At 39.1% G+C, this 21,297-nt stretch carries 11 protein-coding genes and 6 pseudogenes; 14 read left to right on the top strand and 3 right to left on the bottom strand.

Annotation, left to right across the window (positions count from 1 at the left end; all coding sequences use genetic code 11):
* Positions 1 to 73 precede the first annotated feature (73 nt).
* The 3 pseudogenes from PCORN_RS18770 to PCORN_RS15825 all read right to left on the bottom strand — a co-directional run.
* A pseudogene (locus PCORN_RS18770) lies at positions 74 to 295 on the bottom strand (IS3 family transposase); the annotation flags it as partial.
* 83 nt (positions 296 to 378) lie between these two features.
* Positions 379 to 564 (bottom strand): annotated as a pseudogene (locus PCORN_RS21440) (IS3 family transposase).
* Between the two features lie 728 nt (positions 565 to 1,292).
* Positions 1,293 to 1,691 (bottom strand): annotated as a pseudogene (locus PCORN_RS15825) (transposase); the annotation flags it as partial.
* A 622-nt stretch (positions 1,692 to 2,313) separates the two neighbouring features.
* Between PCORN_RS15825 and PCORN_RS15835 the strand changes: the two are divergent.
* The 14 genes and pseudogenes from PCORN_RS15835 (at position 2,314) to PCORN_RS15900 (ending at position 21,292) form a co-directional block, all read left to right on the top strand.
* On the top strand, positions 2,314 to 2,961 hold the full coding sequence (locus PCORN_RS15835) for a Crp/Fnr family transcriptional regulator (RefSeq protein WP_036082361.1): 648 nt from the start codon (positions 2,314 to 2,316) through the stop codon (positions 2,959 to 2,961).
* Between the two features lie 249 nt (positions 2,962 to 3,210).
* A complete protein-coding gene (locus PCORN_RS15840; RefSeq protein WP_036082364.1) occupies positions 3,211 to 4,068 on the top strand; it encodes an Ig-like domain-containing protein in 858 nt (285 codons plus the stop codon).
* 136 nt (positions 4,069 to 4,204) lie between these two features.
* Positions 4,205 to 6,403 carry an Ig-like domain-containing protein gene (locus tag PCORN_RS17655; RefSeq protein WP_051999552.1) on the top strand — a complete coding sequence of 733 codons (2,199 nt, stop codon included), beginning with the start codon at positions 4,205 to 4,207 and terminating at the stop codon, positions 6,401 to 6,403.
* 13 nt (positions 6,404 to 6,416) lie between these two features.
* A complete protein-coding gene (locus PCORN_RS19755; RefSeq protein ID WP_277620226.1) occupies positions 6,417 to 12,800 on the top strand; it encodes an Ig-like domain-containing protein in 6,384 nt (2,127 codons plus the stop codon).
* A 258-nt stretch (positions 12,801 to 13,058) separates the two neighbouring features.
* Complete coding sequence (locus PCORN_RS20985) at positions 13,059 to 13,646, top strand: nucleoside-diphosphate sugar epimerase/dehydratase (protein ID WP_051999554.1); 588 nt, start codon at positions 13,059 to 13,061, stop codon at positions 13,644 to 13,646.
* Positions 13,647 to 13,656: 10 nt separating this feature from the next.
* A pseudogene (locus PCORN_RS17670) lies at positions 13,657 to 14,490 on the top strand (polysaccharide biosynthesis protein); the annotation flags it as partial.
* Positions 14,487 to 15,668, top strand: coding sequence for a glycosyltransferase (locus PCORN_RS15870; protein WP_036082365.1), 1,182 nt, complete (start codon positions 14,487 to 14,489; stop codon positions 15,666 to 15,668). The pseudogene PCORN_RS17670 and the gene PCORN_RS15870, both read left to right, overlap by 4 nt.
* Before the next feature lie 12 nt (positions 15,669 to 15,680).
* Positions 15,681 to 16,701, top strand: a pseudogene (locus PCORN_RS15875) (NAD-dependent epimerase).
* Positions 16,702 to 17,985: a nucleotide sugar dehydrogenase gene (locus PCORN_RS15880; protein WP_036082367.1), complete on the top strand. Its 1,284-nt coding sequence runs from the start codon at positions 16,702 to 16,704 to the stop codon at positions 17,983 to 17,985.
* Between the two features lie 2 nt (positions 17,986 to 17,987).
* Positions 17,988 to 18,404 carry a glycosyltransferase gene (locus tag PCORN_RS15885; RefSeq protein WP_036082368.1) on the top strand — a complete coding sequence of 139 codons (417 nt, stop codon included), beginning with the start codon at positions 17,988 to 17,990 and terminating at the stop codon, positions 18,402 to 18,404.
* Between the two features lie 13 nt (positions 18,405 to 18,417).
* On the top strand, positions 18,418 to 19,104 hold the full coding sequence (locus PCORN_RS19115; RefSeq protein ID WP_206537459.1) for a glycosyltransferase: 687 nt from the start codon (positions 18,418 to 18,420) through the stop codon (positions 19,102 to 19,104).
* 15 nt (positions 19,105 to 19,119) lie between these two features.
* A complete protein-coding gene (locus tag PCORN_RS19120) occupies positions 19,120 to 19,716 on the top strand; it encodes a sugar transferase (RefSeq protein ID WP_277620225.1) in 597 nt (198 codons plus the stop codon).
* 16 nt (positions 19,717 to 19,732) lie between these two features.
* Positions 19,733 to 20,891 (top strand): annotated as a pseudogene (locus PCORN_RS15895) (DegT/DnrJ/EryC1/StrS family aminotransferase).
* Positions 20,888 to 21,292 carry a hypothetical protein gene (locus PCORN_RS15900; protein WP_036082369.1) on the top strand — a complete coding sequence of 135 codons (405 nt, stop codon included), beginning with the start codon at positions 20,888 to 20,890 and terminating at the stop codon, positions 21,290 to 21,292. Before PCORN_RS15895 ends, PCORN_RS15900 begins: the two are co-directional and overlap by 4 nt.
* Positions 21,293 to 21,297 lie beyond the last annotated feature (5 nt).

Below are 21,297 nucleotides of genomic sequence, written 5' to 3' on the forward strand. Positions count from 1 at the left end.
AAGTTGTTTCGTAGCTAAATATGTATCTCAGAATTTAGCCTGTTACGCTGTTGTTCCTCATGGATTTCGCGATGCGAAAACTAACTGGACTTTGATAATTAGGCGTACCGTGGAGCCGGATCTGATTCCGCCAATTCAAGTAATCAAAGAGCTGTACTTTCAGTTGTTCCAATGTTTGAAAATGATTAGGATACACAAATTCTTTTTTGAATGATTTGTAGGTACTCTCTGCGACGGCGTTGTCATAAGGACACCCTTTATCACTAAGGGAACGTTGGATATCAAAAGCATTGATATGCTACTTATAAGTAGGGGTGAAAAAAACCCCAAATTTATTTTATGTACTACACCCAAAAAGTTGGACCAAATTAATTAAACTTATTGGCTGGCCTGAAGACGGTATTCTACCGGACTCAAGCCAGCCAATTTTGATTTGATGCGTCGATGATTGTAGTAATCAATATACGTATCTATTGCTTGTTTTAATTACTGATAAGTCTGAAACACACACCCATAATACATCTCTTGCTTTAACAAACCAAAGAAATTTCCCTTACGGGACATACTTTGATAAACCCTGTTCTTCTTCAAAAGAGCTCCCCATTTTTTATGTTGATAGTGCGTGCTACCCTTGATCAGAATGGATAGTCACCCGCTAGGGTGCATGAATGCATGTTCCGAAGTTTCAAGTACAAAAGCCAAGTTTGGACGCTCATTCATTTGATAAGAAATAATCTCCCCGGTCGCCATATCCATAATTGGGTTTAGATATAGCTTTTGATCTTTGCCTACCTTAAATTCTGTAATATCCGTTGTTAATTTTTGATAGTATAAGGGCGTTTTGAAGCGGCAGCGAATTTTGTTTTTAGCAACAGCGCCAACTTTTCCTTTATAAGCCTGATGTTTCTTTCTAGATTTCCGAGTGTATTTTGTACATAGAATCCCTAATTTGCGTGTTATTTTTAGTATTTTTTTTGTAATTTACCACGATACCACGTTTTCGTAATGACAAGCCTATACGAAGATGCCCATAGCCTTGATTATTTTCCTCATAAATAGACTGAATGACTCTCTCTAAATCACTATCGGGTGCTGGGATATCTAATCGTTTTTGCCAATACATATACGTAGACTTAGGCATACCGTGATTTTCAAAAGTAGCGTCAATCGGAATGTTTGTCGAAGCTCCCGGATGATTCGAGCTTGGATCTTAGCAGATGGCTCGGAATATTTCCCCCAGAAGCTCGGAGCTTTTTTATGAATGCTAGCTCCGCTCGTAATACCTCATTTTCCTATTCTAACTGTTGTTCCCGTGTCATCTCTTTCGTTTTTACTTTCTTTGGTTTATGAGTCAATGAAGGGCGCCCTTTGGTCTCGAAAGTGCATATGCACCCTCTTCCAGTAGTTTTTTTCTTCCATGTAGAGATTAATACATAATCTGGAATTTGAAAATGGTTGGCTGTTTCTTGAAGAGAAGCACCCGTCGTTTTCATAAAGTGTAATACATCTAGTTTCATTTGAACAGTATAAACACGATTCTTTTTCTTGATGAATGCTTTTTGGCCAAAGGCCAGATACTGATTTCTCCATTTGCGTAGTTGGCTTCTATTACATATGTCATATCTATTCGCTAGAAACTCAAAGCTTTGTTTCCCTTTTAGATATTCTTGTACCACATGTACTTTAAATGTTTCATCATATTTTGCCTAGGTAGCATTGTATAGTTTTGTGCTTTTTTTTTCTGGTTTCAAAATAGAATACTAGAATAATTGAGAGAAATAAACCTGATACAATTATATTTGTTAGGAGAGGGTGTAACAAATGGAGTTATTTGATTGTTATTAATTATAATCAAATCTATGACAGAAATGTGACAGAATAATGATGTGGAATGCTCTTCTTATCGGAAAAAACTTTAATTTACTTGGTTTAGAGGGCATCAATACGAGTACCTTAGCAAAAAAAACTGATAAATACACAAAAGTAAAAAAAAAAACTGAATTTCCTCCGAAGAGAATTTTAGTTTTGAAATTAATCTGTATAGTTGAATGTATAGTTGAATCAATTTCATAACATAGCTTTTATTTTTGCAGGAATAATAACCCATTTCATTTCAGAATAGCGCAGACAAAGAGATTTGAAAACCTGACAGTAGTTGTTTTTTGGTATTTACATGAGTGGCATGGGGAGGCAACCTCTTTTGACATTCTGAAGTTCATTGTGCCGCAACGCTTTTGAACTATGAAATTGGTTCAGTTATAAAAGTAATATAAAAAACGAGGTGGATGATAATAAACTGGAGCGTTTTTTTTAATGCAAAATGAATACTTGGCAAATCGGTATATAAAAAGCAAAGTATATGCCCCTGATGAAATTTTGTATCCTAAAGTCGAAGGAGCGGATGATTTATTTTTATTGAAAACGGGCCTCGCGGTTTTGGAAATAAATAATAATGACGTGTGGGTAGCTACAATGATAATAGGTGCTAATGAAATAATAGGTCCATCTCTTATTTATGATAAGGACTTTGAATTTGAGTACCGGATACAAGCACTAGAGCAGTGTGAGTTTTTACTTGTTGATAGAGAGTATCTCATAGACCATATGTATGTTAATCCCAAAGTGTTTATAACGCTATTGGAGCAGTCAGTACAACAGGAGTACCTGTTTATTAGTCTATATAATAAGAAAAATCAATCGCTAGCAAATCGACTCATAGATCTCGTTGTACGTTGGGAAGAAAAATTTGATTTATCGCGAAATGGACGAGAAATTGAACTGCCGTTAACTGTGAATCAAAAAGTATTAGCACAATTTCTCAGAGCAAGCCATTCACGGTTAAATGAGCTATTAAGGGGTTGGGAACGAGAAGGCATTTTGATTCAGCGGAATGCAAAGGGATTAGTATTTGACAAGGAAAAGTTGTACTCTATGCAAGCACAAGGTTTATCAATCGTTTGAAACATGGGTGAATCATCTTACTTGCACTTATAATATTACTGGAAAATTCAAATGATATTCTTTTTAAGGGAGGCGGTTGATGAAATTAGATTGTGCAGCAAATTGGGATTTGAAAAATATATTGAATAAGGAAAGAGGAAAATGACAATATGAACAAGAAGAAAAATATTTTAAATAAAACAAAAAAAATGGGCTCATACAGCCTTAATAGGTTCTATCATCACTGCAAATATCGTATCTCCATTAAGTGTGCAAGGTAGTGAGTTAACTTCGGATGATTTAGAAAAAAATAATCAACAATCGCCGGCAAGTGTGCAAGGTAATGAGTTAATTTCGGATGATTTAGAAAAAGATAATCAACAATCGCCGACAAGTGTGCAAGATAGTGAGTTAATTTCGGATGATTTAGAAAAAAATAATCAACAATCGCCGGCGGAAATTCCAGGAAAACGAGAGTTTATAGGTGGTCCAGCTATGGGTCTATTTAGGTCTATTGATCTCATATATGATGGAGATACTCAGATTGTAATTGCTGCTGGACGTCCATTTCCAGTTGGCACTGGAGCAACAGCTAGCGTTGGTGGAGAAAGTATAGGTGGTGGTTCTATTACATTCGCTACAACCACAGCTACAGCCTATACAGTATTTTTTAACAGGCCAGTGAGGGGCGGAGAAAGAATAACATTTAGGGGAAACGGTGAGGAAACAACTAGAACAGTACGTGGAGAATCGCGCCCTGTAAATATGGCTAAAACTACCATTAATGGAGTTACTACGTCTTCAACTACTGTAAGTGGGACGGGAGAGCCCAATAGATCTGTAACAGTTACCAATTCGTATGGTACCACAATAGCTACTGGAACAGTTGGTTCTGACGGTAAATACTCACTTCCAATTGCTAAACAGCTTGTAAATGTAGTGGTGTATGCAAAGGTAGTGAAACCGGGTTATGGTGAATCTACAGCGAACACTACTGTTACAGCTGCTGGCGGCGGCGGCGTTGGTAGCTTTCAACCACTCATAATTGATGCAGTAACAGCAGATTCAGTCACGATAACTGGATACGGAGAGCCTAACTTTTCGCTGGTTTTTTTCGGCAAAGGGTAATATTCTTGCAACTGGGACTATACCTGCAAGTGGTAGATATTCTGTCACTATTCCTAAACAGACGGCTGGTACAGTTATAGAAGGCACGGAGTATGATCGGACTAATAGTGCTAGAAAGAATACGACGACAACCATAGTGAAAGCAGGCGTTGATAACTTTAAACCACTTACAATTGATACAGTAACGGCAGATTCAACCGTGATAACTGGATCCGGAGAGCCTAACTTTTTGCTAGCGTTTGCGGTAAATGGTAAGACTATTGCAACTGGGTCTGTACTTTCAAGTGGTAGATATTCTATCACTATTCCTAGACAAGAGGCTGGTGCAGTTATAGATGGTATAGAGCATGACGCGCACAATATAAATAGAATGTATATCACGGAAACCATAGTGCAGCCAGGTAATATGGCAAAAACAACTATCGATGAGTTGACAACAGATTCTAATACCGTTAGTGGAACAGGTGAGCCAGGTGGAATTATCACGATTACAAATGGATTTACAACAATTGCTTCTGGAGTAATTCAACCTGACGGTAGCTATCAATTCCCAATCCTACCACAACCAGCAGGCAGTACGGTAGTAGCAACTGTAATCGCAGATGGCAAATTTGAAACAGCTTTTACAATAGTGAAAGATAATACTATCGTTCAGACTACCATTAATGGCGTAACTCAGTTAGATACTCGAGTTACTGGTACGGGAGAGCCAAATGGAAATATTGAGCTGAGAAATGGTGGAACACTTATTGCTAGTGGAAAGGTGGATATAAACGGGAACTATGACTTACCGATTTCTAAACAATCCGCAGGATCTGTTATTACAGCAACTGTAACAAAATTGGCGAATGGTAAGACATCTAGTGCTAGTACAACTGTTATTGCTAATGAAGTATCAGCACCAGTTATAACGGCTCCGACTATTTATGATGTAGATACGCAAGTTAGTGGGACTTCTACAGCTGATAAGATTTTTGTCTATAATCAATCTGGATTGAAAATTGGCGAAGCTATTGTGGTAGGGGGGAGATTCACAATTGAATTTCCGAAACAACAAGCAGGTCAAACACTTTACTTTACAGCGGTAGATAAAGAAGGTAATCATAGTGATTTCACTACTAGACTTGTAGAAAAGGCAACCATTGAAATTACACGCGCTAAAAAAATAGGAATCGTCGGTAATACCGAGCAGTTAAACGTAACGACAAACCCACCAGGGCTTCCAGTTGTATGGACTTCATCTAACCCAGCGGTAGCGAGCGTTAGTACAACGGGACTTGTCACTTACAAATCAGCAGGAACAGCGACAATTTCAGCAACAATTTCGAGTGGTACAGCAGCGACTGTTCAGGTCGATGTATCTAAAGTAGCTGGTCCAGAGATAACAACACCAGTATATGATACGACGACAGAAGTAACTGGAACAGCTCCAGCACCAGGTAAAGTGAATGCGTATGTAGACGGTGAAAAAATAGGTTCTGCCACGGTGAATCCAGATGGCACGTTTACTGTTACTTTCCCAGAACAGGGCGTAGGATCTGTCATCGAGTTTAAAGCAGAAACGCCGAACGGTTATGAAAGCGACCCAACAAAAGAGACAGTCAAAGCAACAACGATTAAAATAAATGAAAAAATTACGAGTGGCTTTGTAGGTAAAACAGAAACATTAACTGCAACAACGACGCCAAAAGATGCAAAAGTAACGTGGTCATCTTCTAAATCTAGTGTCGCTACAGTGAATACTACAACAGGTGTAGTTACATTTAAGGCAGCTGGGACGGTAGATATAATCGCCAAACTTGCTAACGGAAAATCGGCAAAAGTGACGATTACTGTTATTGGGACGCCAGAAGTGACGACGCCAATCTATGATCTTACAACAGAAGTAACAGGAACAGGAACGCCCGAATCCACAGTTGTTGCATATGTAGACGGCGAGGAAATTGGAAGAACTGTAACGGACGATGATGGTGATTTTACCATTATATTCCCAGCTCAAGAAGCAGGATCGGACATTCAGTTTGTAGCAGAAGATGCAAATGGTGTATCTGGTAATCCATCTACTGTGGAAGTTCTTGCATCCACGATTAAAATTAATGAAACTGGCAAGACTGGTTTCGTTGGTGATACACAACAATTAACTGTGACAACAACTCCAGTTAATCAAGCAGCGACATGGAAATCATCTAATGTTTCAGTAGCAAGCGTGAACTCGAAGACTGGACTTGTTACGTTTAAAGCGGTTGGATCAGTTACAATTACAGCGACACTGAAGAGTGGGGCGACTGCAACAACAACGATTAAAGTAACCAAAAAAAGTATTAGACACACCTGAGATTACAACACCAATCTACGATGATTCAACAGAGGCATCAGGAACAGCGTCAGCGCCAGGAACGGTTGTTGCTAAAGATGAAGATGGTAATATCATCGGAGAAGCAGAAGTAAATCCAGATGGTAGCTTTACTATCGAGTTTCCAAAGCAAGACCCAGGTTCAGTCATTGAATTTATTGTGGAAGATGCGAAAGGGAATGAAAGTAACCCAGTCGAGGTAGAAGTCATTGCTTCCACAGTTAAAATTAATGAGCGCGTGACATCTGGTTATGTAGGAGATAAGAAACAACTAACCACAACAACGACACCGAAAGATCAAAAAGCAACATGGACAACATCGAATAGTAAAGTAGCAACGGTTGATTCGAAAACTGGACTTGTTACGTATACTGGTGTGGGATCTGTACGAGTTACAGCAACCCTTGCGAATGGTAAAACAGATAGCATTACAATCAATGTGACCTATGAAGTCCTTCATGTTGATGCACCAGTAATTACAACAAACCCAATTTATGATATCACAACAAAAGTGACAGGAACATCTACGGCTGATAGAGTCGTCGCTTACGTATTTGGTTTACCAGTTGGAACAGCGGAAGTCGTAGACGGGAAGTTCACAATGGATATTCTGGAGCAAGTTGCAGGACAGAATATCAATTTTGTGGCACAAGATAATAAAGAAAACGTCAGTACCCCTGTTAATATGAAGGTTGTAGCGTCCGATGTCAAAATTAATGAAGACGTAACGGAAGGATATTTAAAAGAAACGCAACAACTAACAGCGACGACAACACCAGCAGGACAAGCTGTTACATGGTCTTCCTCTAAATCAAGCGTTGCAACTGTAAATGCAGCAGGGCTTGTGACGTATAAAGGTGTAGGAAGTGTCACGATAAAGGCGACATTAGCTAACGGTTCTTCTGCTCAAGTTGTTATTCAAGTAACAAGTAAAGTTGTCGAAAAACCAGAAATGACAACACCGATTTATGATGATTCCACAGAAGCATCAGGAACAGCGCCGTATCCAGGAAAAGTTATCGTCAAAGATCCAAATGGTAACGTCCTTGGAGAAACGGAAGTAAATCCAGATGGTAGCTTTACGGTGGAGTTTCCGAAACAAGACCCAGGAACGAAACTTGAATTCGTAGCCGAAGATGAAAGAGGCAACGAGAGTGACCCAATCGAAGTGAATGTACAAGAAACAACCATTAAAATCAATGAGACGTTAGCAAGTAGCTTCGTAGGTAAAACAGCAAATCTTACAGCGAAGACAACACCTGCCAACGCGGTAGTGATATGGACATCTTCTAATACAAACACGGCAACAGTGAACAAAACAACGGGTGTCGCAACGTTTAAAGCAGAAGGTTCTGTAACGATTACAGCAACACTTGCAAATGGTAAGAAAGACACCATCACAATCACTGTGAAAAGTGGACCAAAAGTAACGACGCCAATCTACGATACAACAACAGAAGCGTCAGGGACAGCGCCAACACCAGGAACTGTTACAGCATACGTTGGTGGAAAACCAGTTGGAACAGCAACAGTGGGTACGGACGGGAAGTTTACCATGTTATTCCCAGCGCAAAAAGCAGATGACGTGATTGAATTTGTAGCGAAAGATGCGAATGGAAATGAAAGTATGCCAACAGCAGCTACAGTAGCAACAGCGAAGGTGAAAATTAATGAAAATATTACAGCAGGATTTGTACAAGATACGCAGACGTTAACTGCGACAACAACACCAGCGGGCTTGGATGTAGCATGGTCTACATCGAATGACAAAGTAGCGAAAGTAGATGCTAAAACAGGTCTTGTTACGTATGTTAGTCCTGGTAACGTTAGTATTACAGTAACTATGAAGAATGGGCAAACTGATACAATCAATATCACCGTTACGAACGAAATTTTAGCTGTCAATCAACCGGTGCTTACCACATCGCCAGTTTATGATGTGACAACGACAATCGAAGGAACAGCGAAAGAAAATGGTCAATCGAAAGCTACAATGGTTACAGCGTACGCATTTGGACTTCCTATCGGAACAGCAAGTGTAGGTACGGATGGCAAGTTCAGCATGACAATCCCAACGCAAATGGCTGGGAACATGATTAATTTTGTAGCACAAGATAAGCGAGGCAATCTGAGCTTACCAGTGAATGTTATCGTTGTACAATCGTTTGTAAAAATTAATGAGAACCCAGGCAGTGGTTTTGTTAGTGATACAGCGCAATTGACAACATCTTCGACACCAGTTGGTTTACCAGTAGCTTGGAGCACATCAGATGCCAGCATTGCGACAGTGAACGAAACGGGACTTGTAGAGTATAAAAAAGCAGGGACAGTTGTTGTGAAAGCAACACTAGCTAATGGTTCATTTTCACAAGTCATTATTCAAGTAGCGAAAAAGGTAATTGAAGCACCGAAAGTAACAACACCAATCTATGATGATTCCACAGAAGCATCAGGAACAGCGCCGGCACCAGGAAAAGTTATCGCGAAAGATAAAGATGGCAATATACTTGGAGAAGCAACGGTGAATCCAGATGGCACGTTCACAGTAGAATTTCCTAAGCAAGATCCAGGAACGACGATTAATTTCGTAGCACAAGATGAAAAAGGTAACGAGAGTAACCCAATAAGTGTGAATGTTATAGCTTCGACAGTCACTATCAACGAAAAAGTAACAACAGGAAAAGTTGGCGCCACGCAAAGTTTAACAGCAACAACGACACCAGCAGGGCAAGCCGTTACATGGTCGACTTCGGATGCAGCTGTTGCAACGGTTAATGCAACAACAGGCCTTGTGACATACAAAAAGGCTGGATCGGTAACGATCACGGTAAAACTTGCCAATGGTAAATCAGATACTATCACGATTACTGTGACAAGCGTACAAATTGATATGCCAACACTAGAAACAAACCCAATTTTTGATGTATCTAGAGAGGTTGTTGGAACTGTAGCTAAACCAGCAAATAAAGTAGTCGCTTATCTAAACGGTTACGCGGTTGGAACAGCAACGGTAGACAGCAATGGGAAATTTATAATGACTATCCCAGGCATCATGGCTAACCAAGAGATTTCTTTTGTAGCTGAGGATGGTAAAGGTAATTTCAGTACACCACTACCAGTAAATATCACAGCTGCTACTGTTACTATTGATCAAACAAGAGCAATTCTTAATGCATATGTTGGTGATACGAAGCAACTAACTGTAACGACAAATCCAGTAGGACAACCAGTTTATTGGACATCAGACGATGAAACTGTTGCTACCGTTGATTCAAATGGACTTGTTACATTTGTTGGAGTAGGAAAAGTTTATATTACAGCAACGCTAGTAAATAGCCATACAGCGACCTCTACAGCTATTTTTAACGTCACGAAAAAAGTACTTGAAAAACCTGTGATTGATCAACCAATTTATGATACAACAACTGAATTGGAAGGAAAAGCACCGTACCCAGGTAAAGTCGTTGTGAAGGATGAAGATGGCAATACAATCGGTGAAACTGAAGTCAATCCAGATGGTAGCTTTACGGTTACATTCCCAGAACAAGAAGAAGGGAAAAAAGTAGAGTTCATCACAGAAGATGATAAAGGTAATACAAGTAAACCAGAAGTAATCACAGTACAAGCAACAGCAGTCATGATTGCAAAAGATATAGCACCAGCATTTGTTGGTAATGAACAACAATTAACTGCAACAACAACACCAGTAGGTCAAGAAGTAACGTGGTCTGTATCAAACAAAAACTTAGCGACAATTGATGCTAAAACAGGTGTAATCACGTATAAAGGTGTTGGATTAGTTAAGGTAACTGCAAAACTTGCAAATGGTAAAACAGATAATGTAACTATCAATATTACTAACAAAGTTATTGGAAAACCAATTATTGATCAACCTATCTATGATACAACAACAGAGGTAGAAGGTAAGGCGCCATATCCAGGTAAAGTTATCGTTAAAGATGAAGATGGTAACCAAATTGGAGAAGCAACTGTTGATCCAGATGGTAGTTTCACTATCACATTCCCAGCTCAAAAACCAGGAGCTGTAATTGAATTTACAACAGAAGATGCCGCTGGAAACACAAGTGACCCAGTGGAATCAGAAGTAAAAGCATCAGACATTAAGATTAATGAAAATATCAGCAAAGGTTTAGTTGGCGGTACAGAACAATTAACAGCAACAACGACACCAGTAGGTCAAAAAGTAACATGGTCTTCATCCGATACTACAAAAGCAACAGTTAATGCGACAACAGGAGCGGTAGTATACAAAGCAGCAGGCAAAGTGAACATTACTGCAAAACTTGCAAATGGTACATCAAAATCAGTAACAATCACGATTTCAGATTACCCACAGCCAAAACTTAATCCAGTGACGATTACGGATACGGTTGTTGAAGGAAAAGTGGATGTAAGTAATTACGATGTGAAACAAATTTTGTTATTGGTAAATAATGTTAACAAAACTGTTGCATCTGTTAATGCAGATGGTACATTCTCTGCACCAATAGGCAACCAACCAAAAGGAGCTGTAATTGAGGCTCGCTATAAAGATCAGTCTGGTAACTATTTAACAGCCGCGAAATATGTTGGTAAGACAACAGTTGTCAATGTAAATGAAGTAGATGCTATTACAGTAAATACTGTGACGACACTTAATAAAGTAGTAACAGGTCAAGCGAAGGATAAGCCGAACCAATCGGTACGCTTATTCGTAGATGGTCAACAAAAACGTACAGCAACAACAGATGCAAATGGTAACTACAATTTCAAATCAGGTTATTTGAAAGAGGGCGCACTTGTTGAGGTTAAGCTATATGAGAAAAATGTTGTTACAGCCACTGCTACAACCAATGTTATAGTTGACACCGAAGCGATGTCTCTAGAAGGCGTAACAACCTTTAGCCGCCTCATTACAGGTAAAGGAACAGAGAATGTGCAATTCCGTCTTAGCATCAATGGCGTTTCACGATCTGTGAAAACAAGTGATGAAAATGGAATTTATGTATTCAACATTGCTAATCAACCAGTAGGAACAGAAATCAAAGTAGAAATGAAATCTGCGGGTACGTATTCTGTTTGGAAAGAAACAACAGTTACAGAGGGTATTGTAGATCCATCGAGCTTGACTCTTGATGAATCAGAATCTGGTGCACGAACAGTAACAGGTGTTACCGAAGAAGCTGATACAACTGTACGTCTAAGTATCAATGGTGCTACAAAGAGCACTCAGCAATCAGACCCTACAACCGGTGATTTCACGTTTAATACGGCGGCACTTAAAGTTGGAGATGTTGTTAAAGTAGACATGAAAGTAAATGGTATTTATGCAGTGTCACAAGAATTTACAGTGAAAGATTCTAGCGGTGAAAACGGTGGCGAAAATTCAGCGAATGACTTTACTATCGATGCAATGAGCGATATAGATAAAGTAGTCACTGGTGTAACGAATACGCCAAATTCTCAAGTTCGTATTAGCCTAAATGGTGCAACAAAAACAATTAGAACTTCAGATGCAGAAGGAAAATATTCTTATTCAATTGGTAAAGTTAACGAAGGCGATGTAGTGAAAGTGGAATTACGCGTTAACGGCGCCTATAGCAATTCGAAAGAAATAACAGTAACAAAAGCACCTGATTTATCTAGTGAATTGACAGTTAATCCTGTTGCAGCATCAGATAAAAAAATAACTGGTAGCACGTTAAAACCTAATACACAAATTCGTATTAGTATTAACGGTGTGACAAAAATAAATATAACAACAAATGCTACTGGTCAGTTCACTTACAACAATAGTAAATTAGCTGTAGGAGACATCGTTAAAGTAGAAATGAAGGTAGAAGGTGTGTTCGCAGTAGCTAAAGAAGTGACTGTATCAGCTGGGGCAAGTCTTGATACGATTGCAATCAATGATATGAATGCAACTCAGACGGTTATGACAGGTAAAGCTAGCCAACCTAATGCCCGTATTCGGATTAGTCTTAACGGTGTTACAAAAAATAATATCACTTCCGACAAGGATGGTAATTTCACATACAGTATTGGCAAAGTGAAATTAGGCGATATTATTAAAGTAGAGTTGCAAATGAATGGTGTTTATACTGTTTCCGCAACAACAACAGTCAAAAAAGCGCCACTAACAGAAAACGATTTGACTGTAAATCCGATCCTTGTTACAGATAAAAAAGTGACAATTAAAACGGTAGCTAATACACAAATTCGTATTAGTCTAAATGGCGCAACAAAAACAACACCTACAACAGACAGCAACGGCGATTACACATATAACAACGCCAAGTTAGTAGCTGGAGATATCATCAAAGTAGAAGTAAAGGAAGACGGAGTATACACGATTAGCAAAACAGTAGTCGTGCAGTAGTAAGAGCAAATAGGTGGCACTAGTCCGTGAGAGTTGGACTAGTGCCGCTAGTTATGAAATCAATACTATTATATTTACATAAATTTTAAGATTTTTCTAGATTGAAATCAGAGAAGTCGATTATTTTGAATCCGTAAATATCATATAATTATATTTGTTAAAGGGGTTCGCGAAACGTCAAAAACAGTATATAGAACCTCCTTATAGCAAAAAAATGATAGTCCACATGACGTAATTTTAAATGAATGGGATGGTTAAATGAGTATTAACAAACATAAATTACTTAAAAAAGTTCTAATTATTGGGGCTGGAGTCGCTGGAATTGTTGCTGCTAAAAAGTTAAGCGAACAACCAGAGAAGTTTGCAATCGTTGCATTTTTAGATGATGACCCAATAAAGCAACAACTTAGAATTATCGATATCCCTATAGTTGGAGATATAGAAAATTTGGAGACGTGTATTAAGGATGAAAACATTGATTTAGTCGTGCTCGCAATACCGTCACTTGGAGCAACTAAGAAGATAGCTATAATGGAAAAATGCAAAGAAACGGCGACTAACATTCGCGTTGTTACAGGCGTTAATGACATTACTTTCGGAAATCTCACAGAGGCGAATGTGAGTATGGAGAAATTGCTTGGACGCACACCGGTTCAATTAAACGAAGAACAAGTTGCTGAAAAAATTGAAGGTACTATTGTTATGGTAACTGGTGCAGGCGGTTCTATCGGTTCTGAAATTTGTCGTCAAATCTGTGCACATCGGCCAAAGCAGTTGATAGTTTTAGGGCATGGTGAAAATAGTATTTATGGGATTCATATGGAGCTTTTAAAAAACGTTTGGTAAGAGCGTTGTCGTAAGGCCAATCATTGCGGATATTCAAGATGAAATTCGGATAAATGAGGTCATGAGAGAATATATGCCGACTCATGTATATCATGCCGCGGCGCATAAACACGTGCCACTCATGGAATTAAATCCTATGGAAGCTGTGAAAAATAATATTATTGGGACGAAAAACGTGGTTACAGCCGCGGCAAATTACGGCGTTGAAAATTTTGTGTTGGTGTCGTCGGATAAAGCAGTTAATCCCCAAAATATCATGGGGGCAACTAAGCGAATTGCTGAAATGGTTGTTCAAATGGTAGCGGCAGAAACAAATAGAAATTTTTCAGTAGTTCGTTTTGGAAATGTGCTGGGAAGTCGGGGCAGTGTTATCCCTCTTTTTAAAGAACAGATTAAACAAGGTGGTCCAGTAACAGTTACCCACCCAGATATGACGCGTTATTTTATGACTATACCAGAAGCGGCAGGACTTGTGATTCAAGCCGGAAGCTTAGAAAATGGCAGTAAAATTTATGTGCTTGATATGGGAGAACCAATAAAAATCACAACACTTGCAGAGAATTTAATTACGATGTCAGGGTTCACACTTCAAGAAATTAATATCGAGTTTACTGGTATTAGACAGGGAGATAAACTGTATGAGGAGTTAATGGATGACGAAGAAATATACCCAGAACAAGTAATCCCGAAAATTCATATTGGGAAACCTAGAGTATTTTCCAATAGTAAAGTGAGTGATTTCATCAATGATTGCCATTCTATGTCTGAAAATTCTTTGACTCGAAACATCTACGGAATTGTGGGCGTCACGAAATTGACTGGAAATGAGGTCCTTTCTAGATGAAAACTATTTTTGCTCATGATCATCGCTTTTATAGAAGTGCGGATGGTAAGGAGATTTTATCTAAAAATGCTTTTGATTCTTCTTTATGGGAGCGTTATTTGGAACATACAGATGAATTAGAGGTCATTGCACGGATTTTTAGTTTCCCAGAAGATGCTAAGCGTGTAGAGATGACTACTTCAAATCACTCTCAGGTAACGTTTCAACATATAAAAGAGACCCATACTTGGAAAAATATATTTCCAGTAAATCGGGCCCAAAAGCAAATCGAGCAACGTGTCGCAAAAGCAGATGCTGTGATTGCAAGGTTACCGTCACGAATAGGCTCTATGGCAATCAAGGCGGCCAAAAAGCAAGGGAAACATTATATGGTGGAAGTAGTGGGAGATCCGATGGAAAGCTACCGTCATCACGGGTCAAAGGTGCTGAAATATATGGCAACTCATGCAGGTGGGAAAATGAGAAAAGATGTGGCTGAGGCAACGCATGTACTCTACGTCACGCAAAAAGATTTACAAAGAAAATACCCGACATGTGGAGAGCGCGCAGCAGCATCGAATGTGGAGATTGAAAGCATCGATTTGGAAGTATACGAGAAAAGAAAACGGAAAATAAAGATACAAGATGTTTCAAAAACTGTGCAAATAGGTATGATTGGAACGCTCACAACAGACTATAAAGGTATCGATACGGCGATGGATGCAATTGGTAAATTAAAACAGCAAAATCGAGATGTGACACTATATATCCTTGGACCTGGGGATGCTAGTAAATGGTTGCATTACGCTGAGAAAGTAGGCGTAACTGAAAACAGTGTATTCTGTGGCATATTACCTAGTGGAAAAGCAATTTTTGATTGGATAGATAAAATGGATATTTATATTCAACCAAGTAAAACAGAGGGAGTTCCGCGTGCCTTGATTGAAGCTATGTCAAGAGGCTGTCCAGCGGTCGGTTCAAGTGCAGGAGGGATTCCAGAATTATTGTCCCCTAATATGATTCATATGATTGGAGATAGCGCAGATCTGGCACGGAAAATCGATAGCCTAATCGTGAGTAGGAGTAAACAGTTGCAAGAAGCTCGTAAGAATCTCCAAACGGCAGCGAAATATACAAAACCGATTTTACAAAAACAGCGAGCAGATTTATATCACTCTTTTTTCAAAACTCTACAGTAAAGGAATGGAATTATGACCTTAAAAATAGTAGTAACGGGCGCGGCTGGATTTATTGGATTCCACGTGAGTAAACGTTTATTAAAAGAAGGCTACACAGTGATAGGGATTGATAATATCAATGATTACTATGATGTGAATTTAAAAAAAGGCGCGTTTAGAGCAACTTAAAAATCCGAATTTTTCTTTCTACAAAGTTGGACTAGAAAATAAAATTTTAATTCATAATATTTTCGAAGATGAAAAACCGAAAATTGTAATAAATTTAGCGGCACAAGCAGGCGTAAGATACAGTATTGAGAATCCTGACGCCTACATTCAGTCTAATATAGTTGGTTTTATGAATATAATTGAGAGTTGCAGACAACACGGTGTGGAGCAGTTAATCTATGCGTCAAGTAGTTCGGTTTATGGTGCGAATCAAGCGATGCCCTTTTCCCCACATGACAGCACGGAACATCCATTATCACTGTACGCGGCGACGAAAAAAAGCAATGAACTGATTGCCCACACATACAGTCACTTATTTGGATTGAAAACTACGGGCTTGAGATTCTTCACGGTGTACGGCCCATGGGGAAGACCAGACATGGCGCTGTTCCAATTCGCAGATGCCATCATTAATGATAAACCGATTCAAGTGTTTAATAATGGTGACATGTTACGTGATTTTACGTTTGTCGATGATGTGGTGGAATCAATTTATCGCTTAACTCAGACCGAGCCAACATCGAACGTAAGCTGGGATGCGTTACAACCAGATCCTGCAACAAGTAAGGCGCCTTATCGAGTTTATAATATCGGCAATCATAGTCCGGTCAGTTTGATGGATTACATTGGAACACTTGAAAAATTGATTGGTAAAGAGGCCGAAAAAATATTATTACCTATGCAAGCTGGTGATGTTCAAAAGACGCATGCAGATGTTACAGATCTGATTCGAGATATCGACTTTAAACCGAATACGACCATTGAGCAAGGAATAAAGGCTTTTGTTGATTGGTACATTAAATATAATAAAGGAGTTTTGAAATAGATGGAAGAAAAAAGAATAGCAGTGGTTGGTCTAGGTTATGTTGGGCTTCCAGTAGCCGTTGAATTTGAAAAACAATATCCTGTTTTAGGATTTGATATATCAGAAGCACGTATTAATGAATTGCATAATGGATACGATCGCACGAGAGAAGTGTCGAAAGAAGCGTTAGAACAAGGGCATATTACGTTCACGTCGGATGCGACTAAACTTTCTAATTATCCGTTTATTATTGTAGCGGTTCCAACACCCATTGATGATAGCAACAAACCAGACTTAACGGCGCTACGAAAAGCTTCTGAAACAGTTGGCAGACACATGTCAAAGGATTCTATCGTTGTGTTTGAATCTACTGTATATCCAGGCGCAACAGAAGAAGAATGCATCCCCGTCTTAGAATCAGTTTCAGGCATGAAGGAAGGAGTCGATTTCTTTGTAGGATATTCACCCGAACGCATTAACCCTGGCGATAAAATCCATACCTTCCGCACGATTAAAAAAATAGTATCCGCGAATCATCCAGATGTTCTTGAAACAATCGCGCAAACATACGGTAAAGTAGTAGACGCAGGAATACATGCCGTTGATTCCATCAAAGTCGCCGAAGCTGCAAAGGTGATTGAGAACACACAACGTGATTTGAATATCGGACTTATGAACGAACTATCTATGCTATTCAAAATATTGGGAATTGACACACATAAAGTTTTAGAAGCAGCAGGGACAAAATGGAATTTCTTGAATTTCAGTCCAGGTCTTGTTGGTGGACACTGTATTGGTGTAGATCCATACTACCTCACACATAAAGCAGAAAGTGTAGGCTATACGCCAAAAATTATTTTAGCAGGGCGCCAAGTGAATGACAGTGTCAGTAAATTTATTGTGGCAGATGTTGTGAAAGAAATGATTCGTCGAGGTATTGATTTAAAAAAAGCTAAAATTACAATTCTTGGACTAACTTTTAAAGAGAATGTGCCAGATTTACGAAACTCCAAGGTCTTCGATATGATTGAGGAATTACAACAGTATGATTTAGATATACAGGTGTCTGATCCACTTGCTGATGACGCTGAGGTAGCCAGTGATTATGGGCTCGTATTGACTCCTTATACAGAATTGAGACCAGCAGAATTAGTTATTTTAGCAGTAGCGCATGATGAATGGAAAGAGATTTTACCCGACAAAAATTATTTATTAACAAAAGAAAAACAAACGCTATTTGTTGATCTAAAACGGATGTTTAACCAACAAGAATTACCTGAAAATATTGGTTATTGGGGGTTGTAATAGTGAAACCGAAGTTATTGTATGTCTTGACAGCATCTCGTAGCATCAAGCTTTTGGATGGGCAGTTAGAATATATGGCGGAATGTGGATATGACGTGCATCTTATAGCAGCAAATGGCCCTGAAGTGGCAGACTTACCAAAACATATTCATTTTCACCCTCTTGCTATGGAACGAGATATAGCGATTCGAAAAGATATACGTGCTTTTTTCCAAATGTTGAAATTGATGCGACAAGTAAAGCCGAGTGTCATAAATTATAGCACTCCTAAAGCTTCCTTACTAGCTTCCATAGTTGCAAAAATATGTGGTGTTCCTAAACGAATTTACACATTGCGAGGTTTGCGATTAGAGACGATGACAGGTATAAAAAAAAAGGATGCTACTATATTTCGAAAAGTTGGTTTGTCGTTTCTCTAATGAAATCATTTGTGTGAGTCCGAGCCTTCTAGAGAAAGCGAGTGAACTAAAATTAACTAAGCCTGCTAAACTGCATTGTATTGGATCAGGTAGTAGTAACGGTATCAATACAGATAAATTTCAACATGTAGCAAGCAAAGAAATGTCAGTTCTACCTATTGATTCGAAAGACCAAGTTATTGGTTATGTAGGGCGTTTAACGAAAGATAAGGGAATAGATGATTTAGTAGAAGCTTTCTTATTATTAAAAGAAACATTCCCAATGTTGAAATTACTTCTGGTTGGCCGTTTAGATAAAGATCATGGATTAAGAGCGAATACGATGATTAAAATTAAAATGCATCAGGATATTATTCTGCTGAATTTCCAAAAAGAGGTTGCCCCTTTTTATAAAAAAATCCAGGTTTTTGTGTTCCCAACGCATCGAGAAGGATTTGGAAATGTAGCGATGGAAGCGGCTTATAGTGGCTTACCAGTGGTTGCCACGAATGTGACGGGAGCTAAGGATACGGTGGTTCACGGAGAGACGGGTCTGCTAACAGAGGCTAGGAACCCCGAAGAGTTAGAAAGAGCTATTGCTAGCTTGCTGCATAATCCTGAGAAGGCTAGTAAAATGGGCATCGAAGGAAAACGGCGAGTGGAGGTAGAATTTAAGCGCGAAAATGTATGGCAAGGCATCCTTGCGATGTATGAACTCTAGAATAGGAGCGATTTTGTGAAAAAATATGTAGATATTCTTATTGCTATCATACTCATGATGATATGTTCTCCCCTATTTGTGGTTATCAGCTTAGGCATTATATTTATCAATGGTGGACCGATTATTTTTAAGCAAATACGTGTAGGCAAAGATGAAAAATTATTTACTATCTATAAATTTTGTACGATGAATCAAAAATTGGATAAAAATGGAGAATTATTGCCGGATGGAGAGCGTCTTAAATGGTTTGGAAGGTTATTAAGAAACCTAAGTTTAGATGAATTGCCACAACTTTGGAATATTGTAAAAGGGAATATGGCGTTTATTGGGCCAAGACCTTTACGGGATTCTTATTTGGAGCTTTATTCCGAAGAACAACGGAAGAGACATGACGTCAAACCTGGTATCACAGGGTGGGCGCAAGTAAATGGTCGGAATGCCATTAGTTGGGAAGAAAAATTCCGTTTAGACATATACTATACACAACATAAAAATTGGAGACTAGACTTGAAAATTTTATGGTTAACGGTCCAAAAAGTACTATTAATTAAAGGCATCAGCGAAGCAGGACAAGCAACAGTGCAAAAATTTCAGGGAACTAAGTTAAACTAGGAAAGTGAGGTAGGGAATGCGTATACCACTGAGTATTCCGCATATGAGCGGGAACGAAATAAGCTATATCGAAGAAGCGCTGAGCTCGAATTGGGTAGCGCCACTTGGTCCCAATGTGGATGAGATGGAAAGGCTAGCACGCTTATATACTGGTTCAAAGGCAGCTCTCGCAACAAATTCAGGGACAGCTGCGATTCATCTTTCCTTGGCGGCTCTTGATATCGGGATTGGAGATATTGTTTTTTGTCAAAGTTTTACCTTCGCAGCATCAGCCAATCCAATTTTGTATCAAGGCGCGGTACCCGTATTTATAGATTCAGAGCCTGAAACATGGAATATGTCACCACAAGCTTTATCGCGCGCGTTAGAAAAAGCCGCTCGGAAAAAGACTTTGCCAAAAGCAATCATTGTCGTACATTTGTATGGTCAATGCGCGAAAATGGACGAGCTTATGGCGCTGGCAGATCAATATGATATCCCTCTTATCGAGGACGCAGCCGAGTCATTAGGTTCTACTTACAAAGGAAAGCCTTCTGGCACAATGGGAAAGGCAGGCATATTTTCGTTTAATGGAAATAAAATTATTACGACGTCCGGCGGCGGAATGCTTATTTCGGATGATGAAGCATTTATAGAAAAAGCGCGTAAGCTATCCACGCAAGCCAAAGAAGTGGCGCCTTACTACCTGCATAATCGTGTTGGTTTTAATTACCGAATGAGTAATGTTGCTGCCGGAGTCGGTATCGCCCAATTCGAAGTACTAAAAAATCGTATTCAAAAAAAAACGTGAGATTTTCCACTTTTATCAGCAACAGTTAGCGAATGAACCAAGTGTCCAGTTACATCAAGAAGTATCGGGTTCTTACAACAATTATTGGTTAAGCACTTTGACGCTGGAGGTAAATCCAATGGATATTATGCAAGAGATGAACAAGCAGGGCATCGAAACACGGTTGCTATGGAACCCGATGCACTGTCAGCCATGTTTCGCAGACTATGATTTTTACGCACATACAGAAGGAGTGCCAGCCATCTCAGAACAGCTATTCCAAAGCGGACTGTGTCTCCCATCAACGACGAGCCTCACCGACGTAGAGCTCAGTCAAGTAGTACAAACGCTAACCACTATTATTTCTGGGATTACAAAACAAAAAATGGAACCAATAATGCAATGAGATTAGGAAATCAGACAAAATTAGTAAGTCTATATCATTGGTTCACTTATCTCTGCTGTTTTATTAGCTTTTTCACTGTGATATTTAGGACGAAAGCGCAGGGCTATGAGTTTTTAGCCTTATTACCGCTAGCATACACGATCTGCTACTGGGTTGTTTTTTCCAAATCACTCAACATTGAGTTACGTGTGTTTAATGTCATATTCATCGTTATGCAAGGATTACGGTTTGTTATCATGCCGATATTTCTTGTGAGCGTGCAGTACTACGGTGGAAGATCCCCAGTGGCACCATTACCAAGCTCCATTGAAACGGCTATTTGGTTAATGGTGTATGAATTAATTATTTTAACGCTGGTCATTTTCTTCCTAGATCAAAAGTATCAAAAAAAAGACGGTTGAAGCGA

Origin of the sequence: Listeria cornellensis FSL F6-0969 (genome assembly GCF_000525855.1) — a bacterium.
GTDB classification, from domain to species: domain Bacteria; phylum Bacillota; class Bacilli; order Lactobacillales; family Listeriaceae; genus Listeria_A; species Listeria_A cornellensis.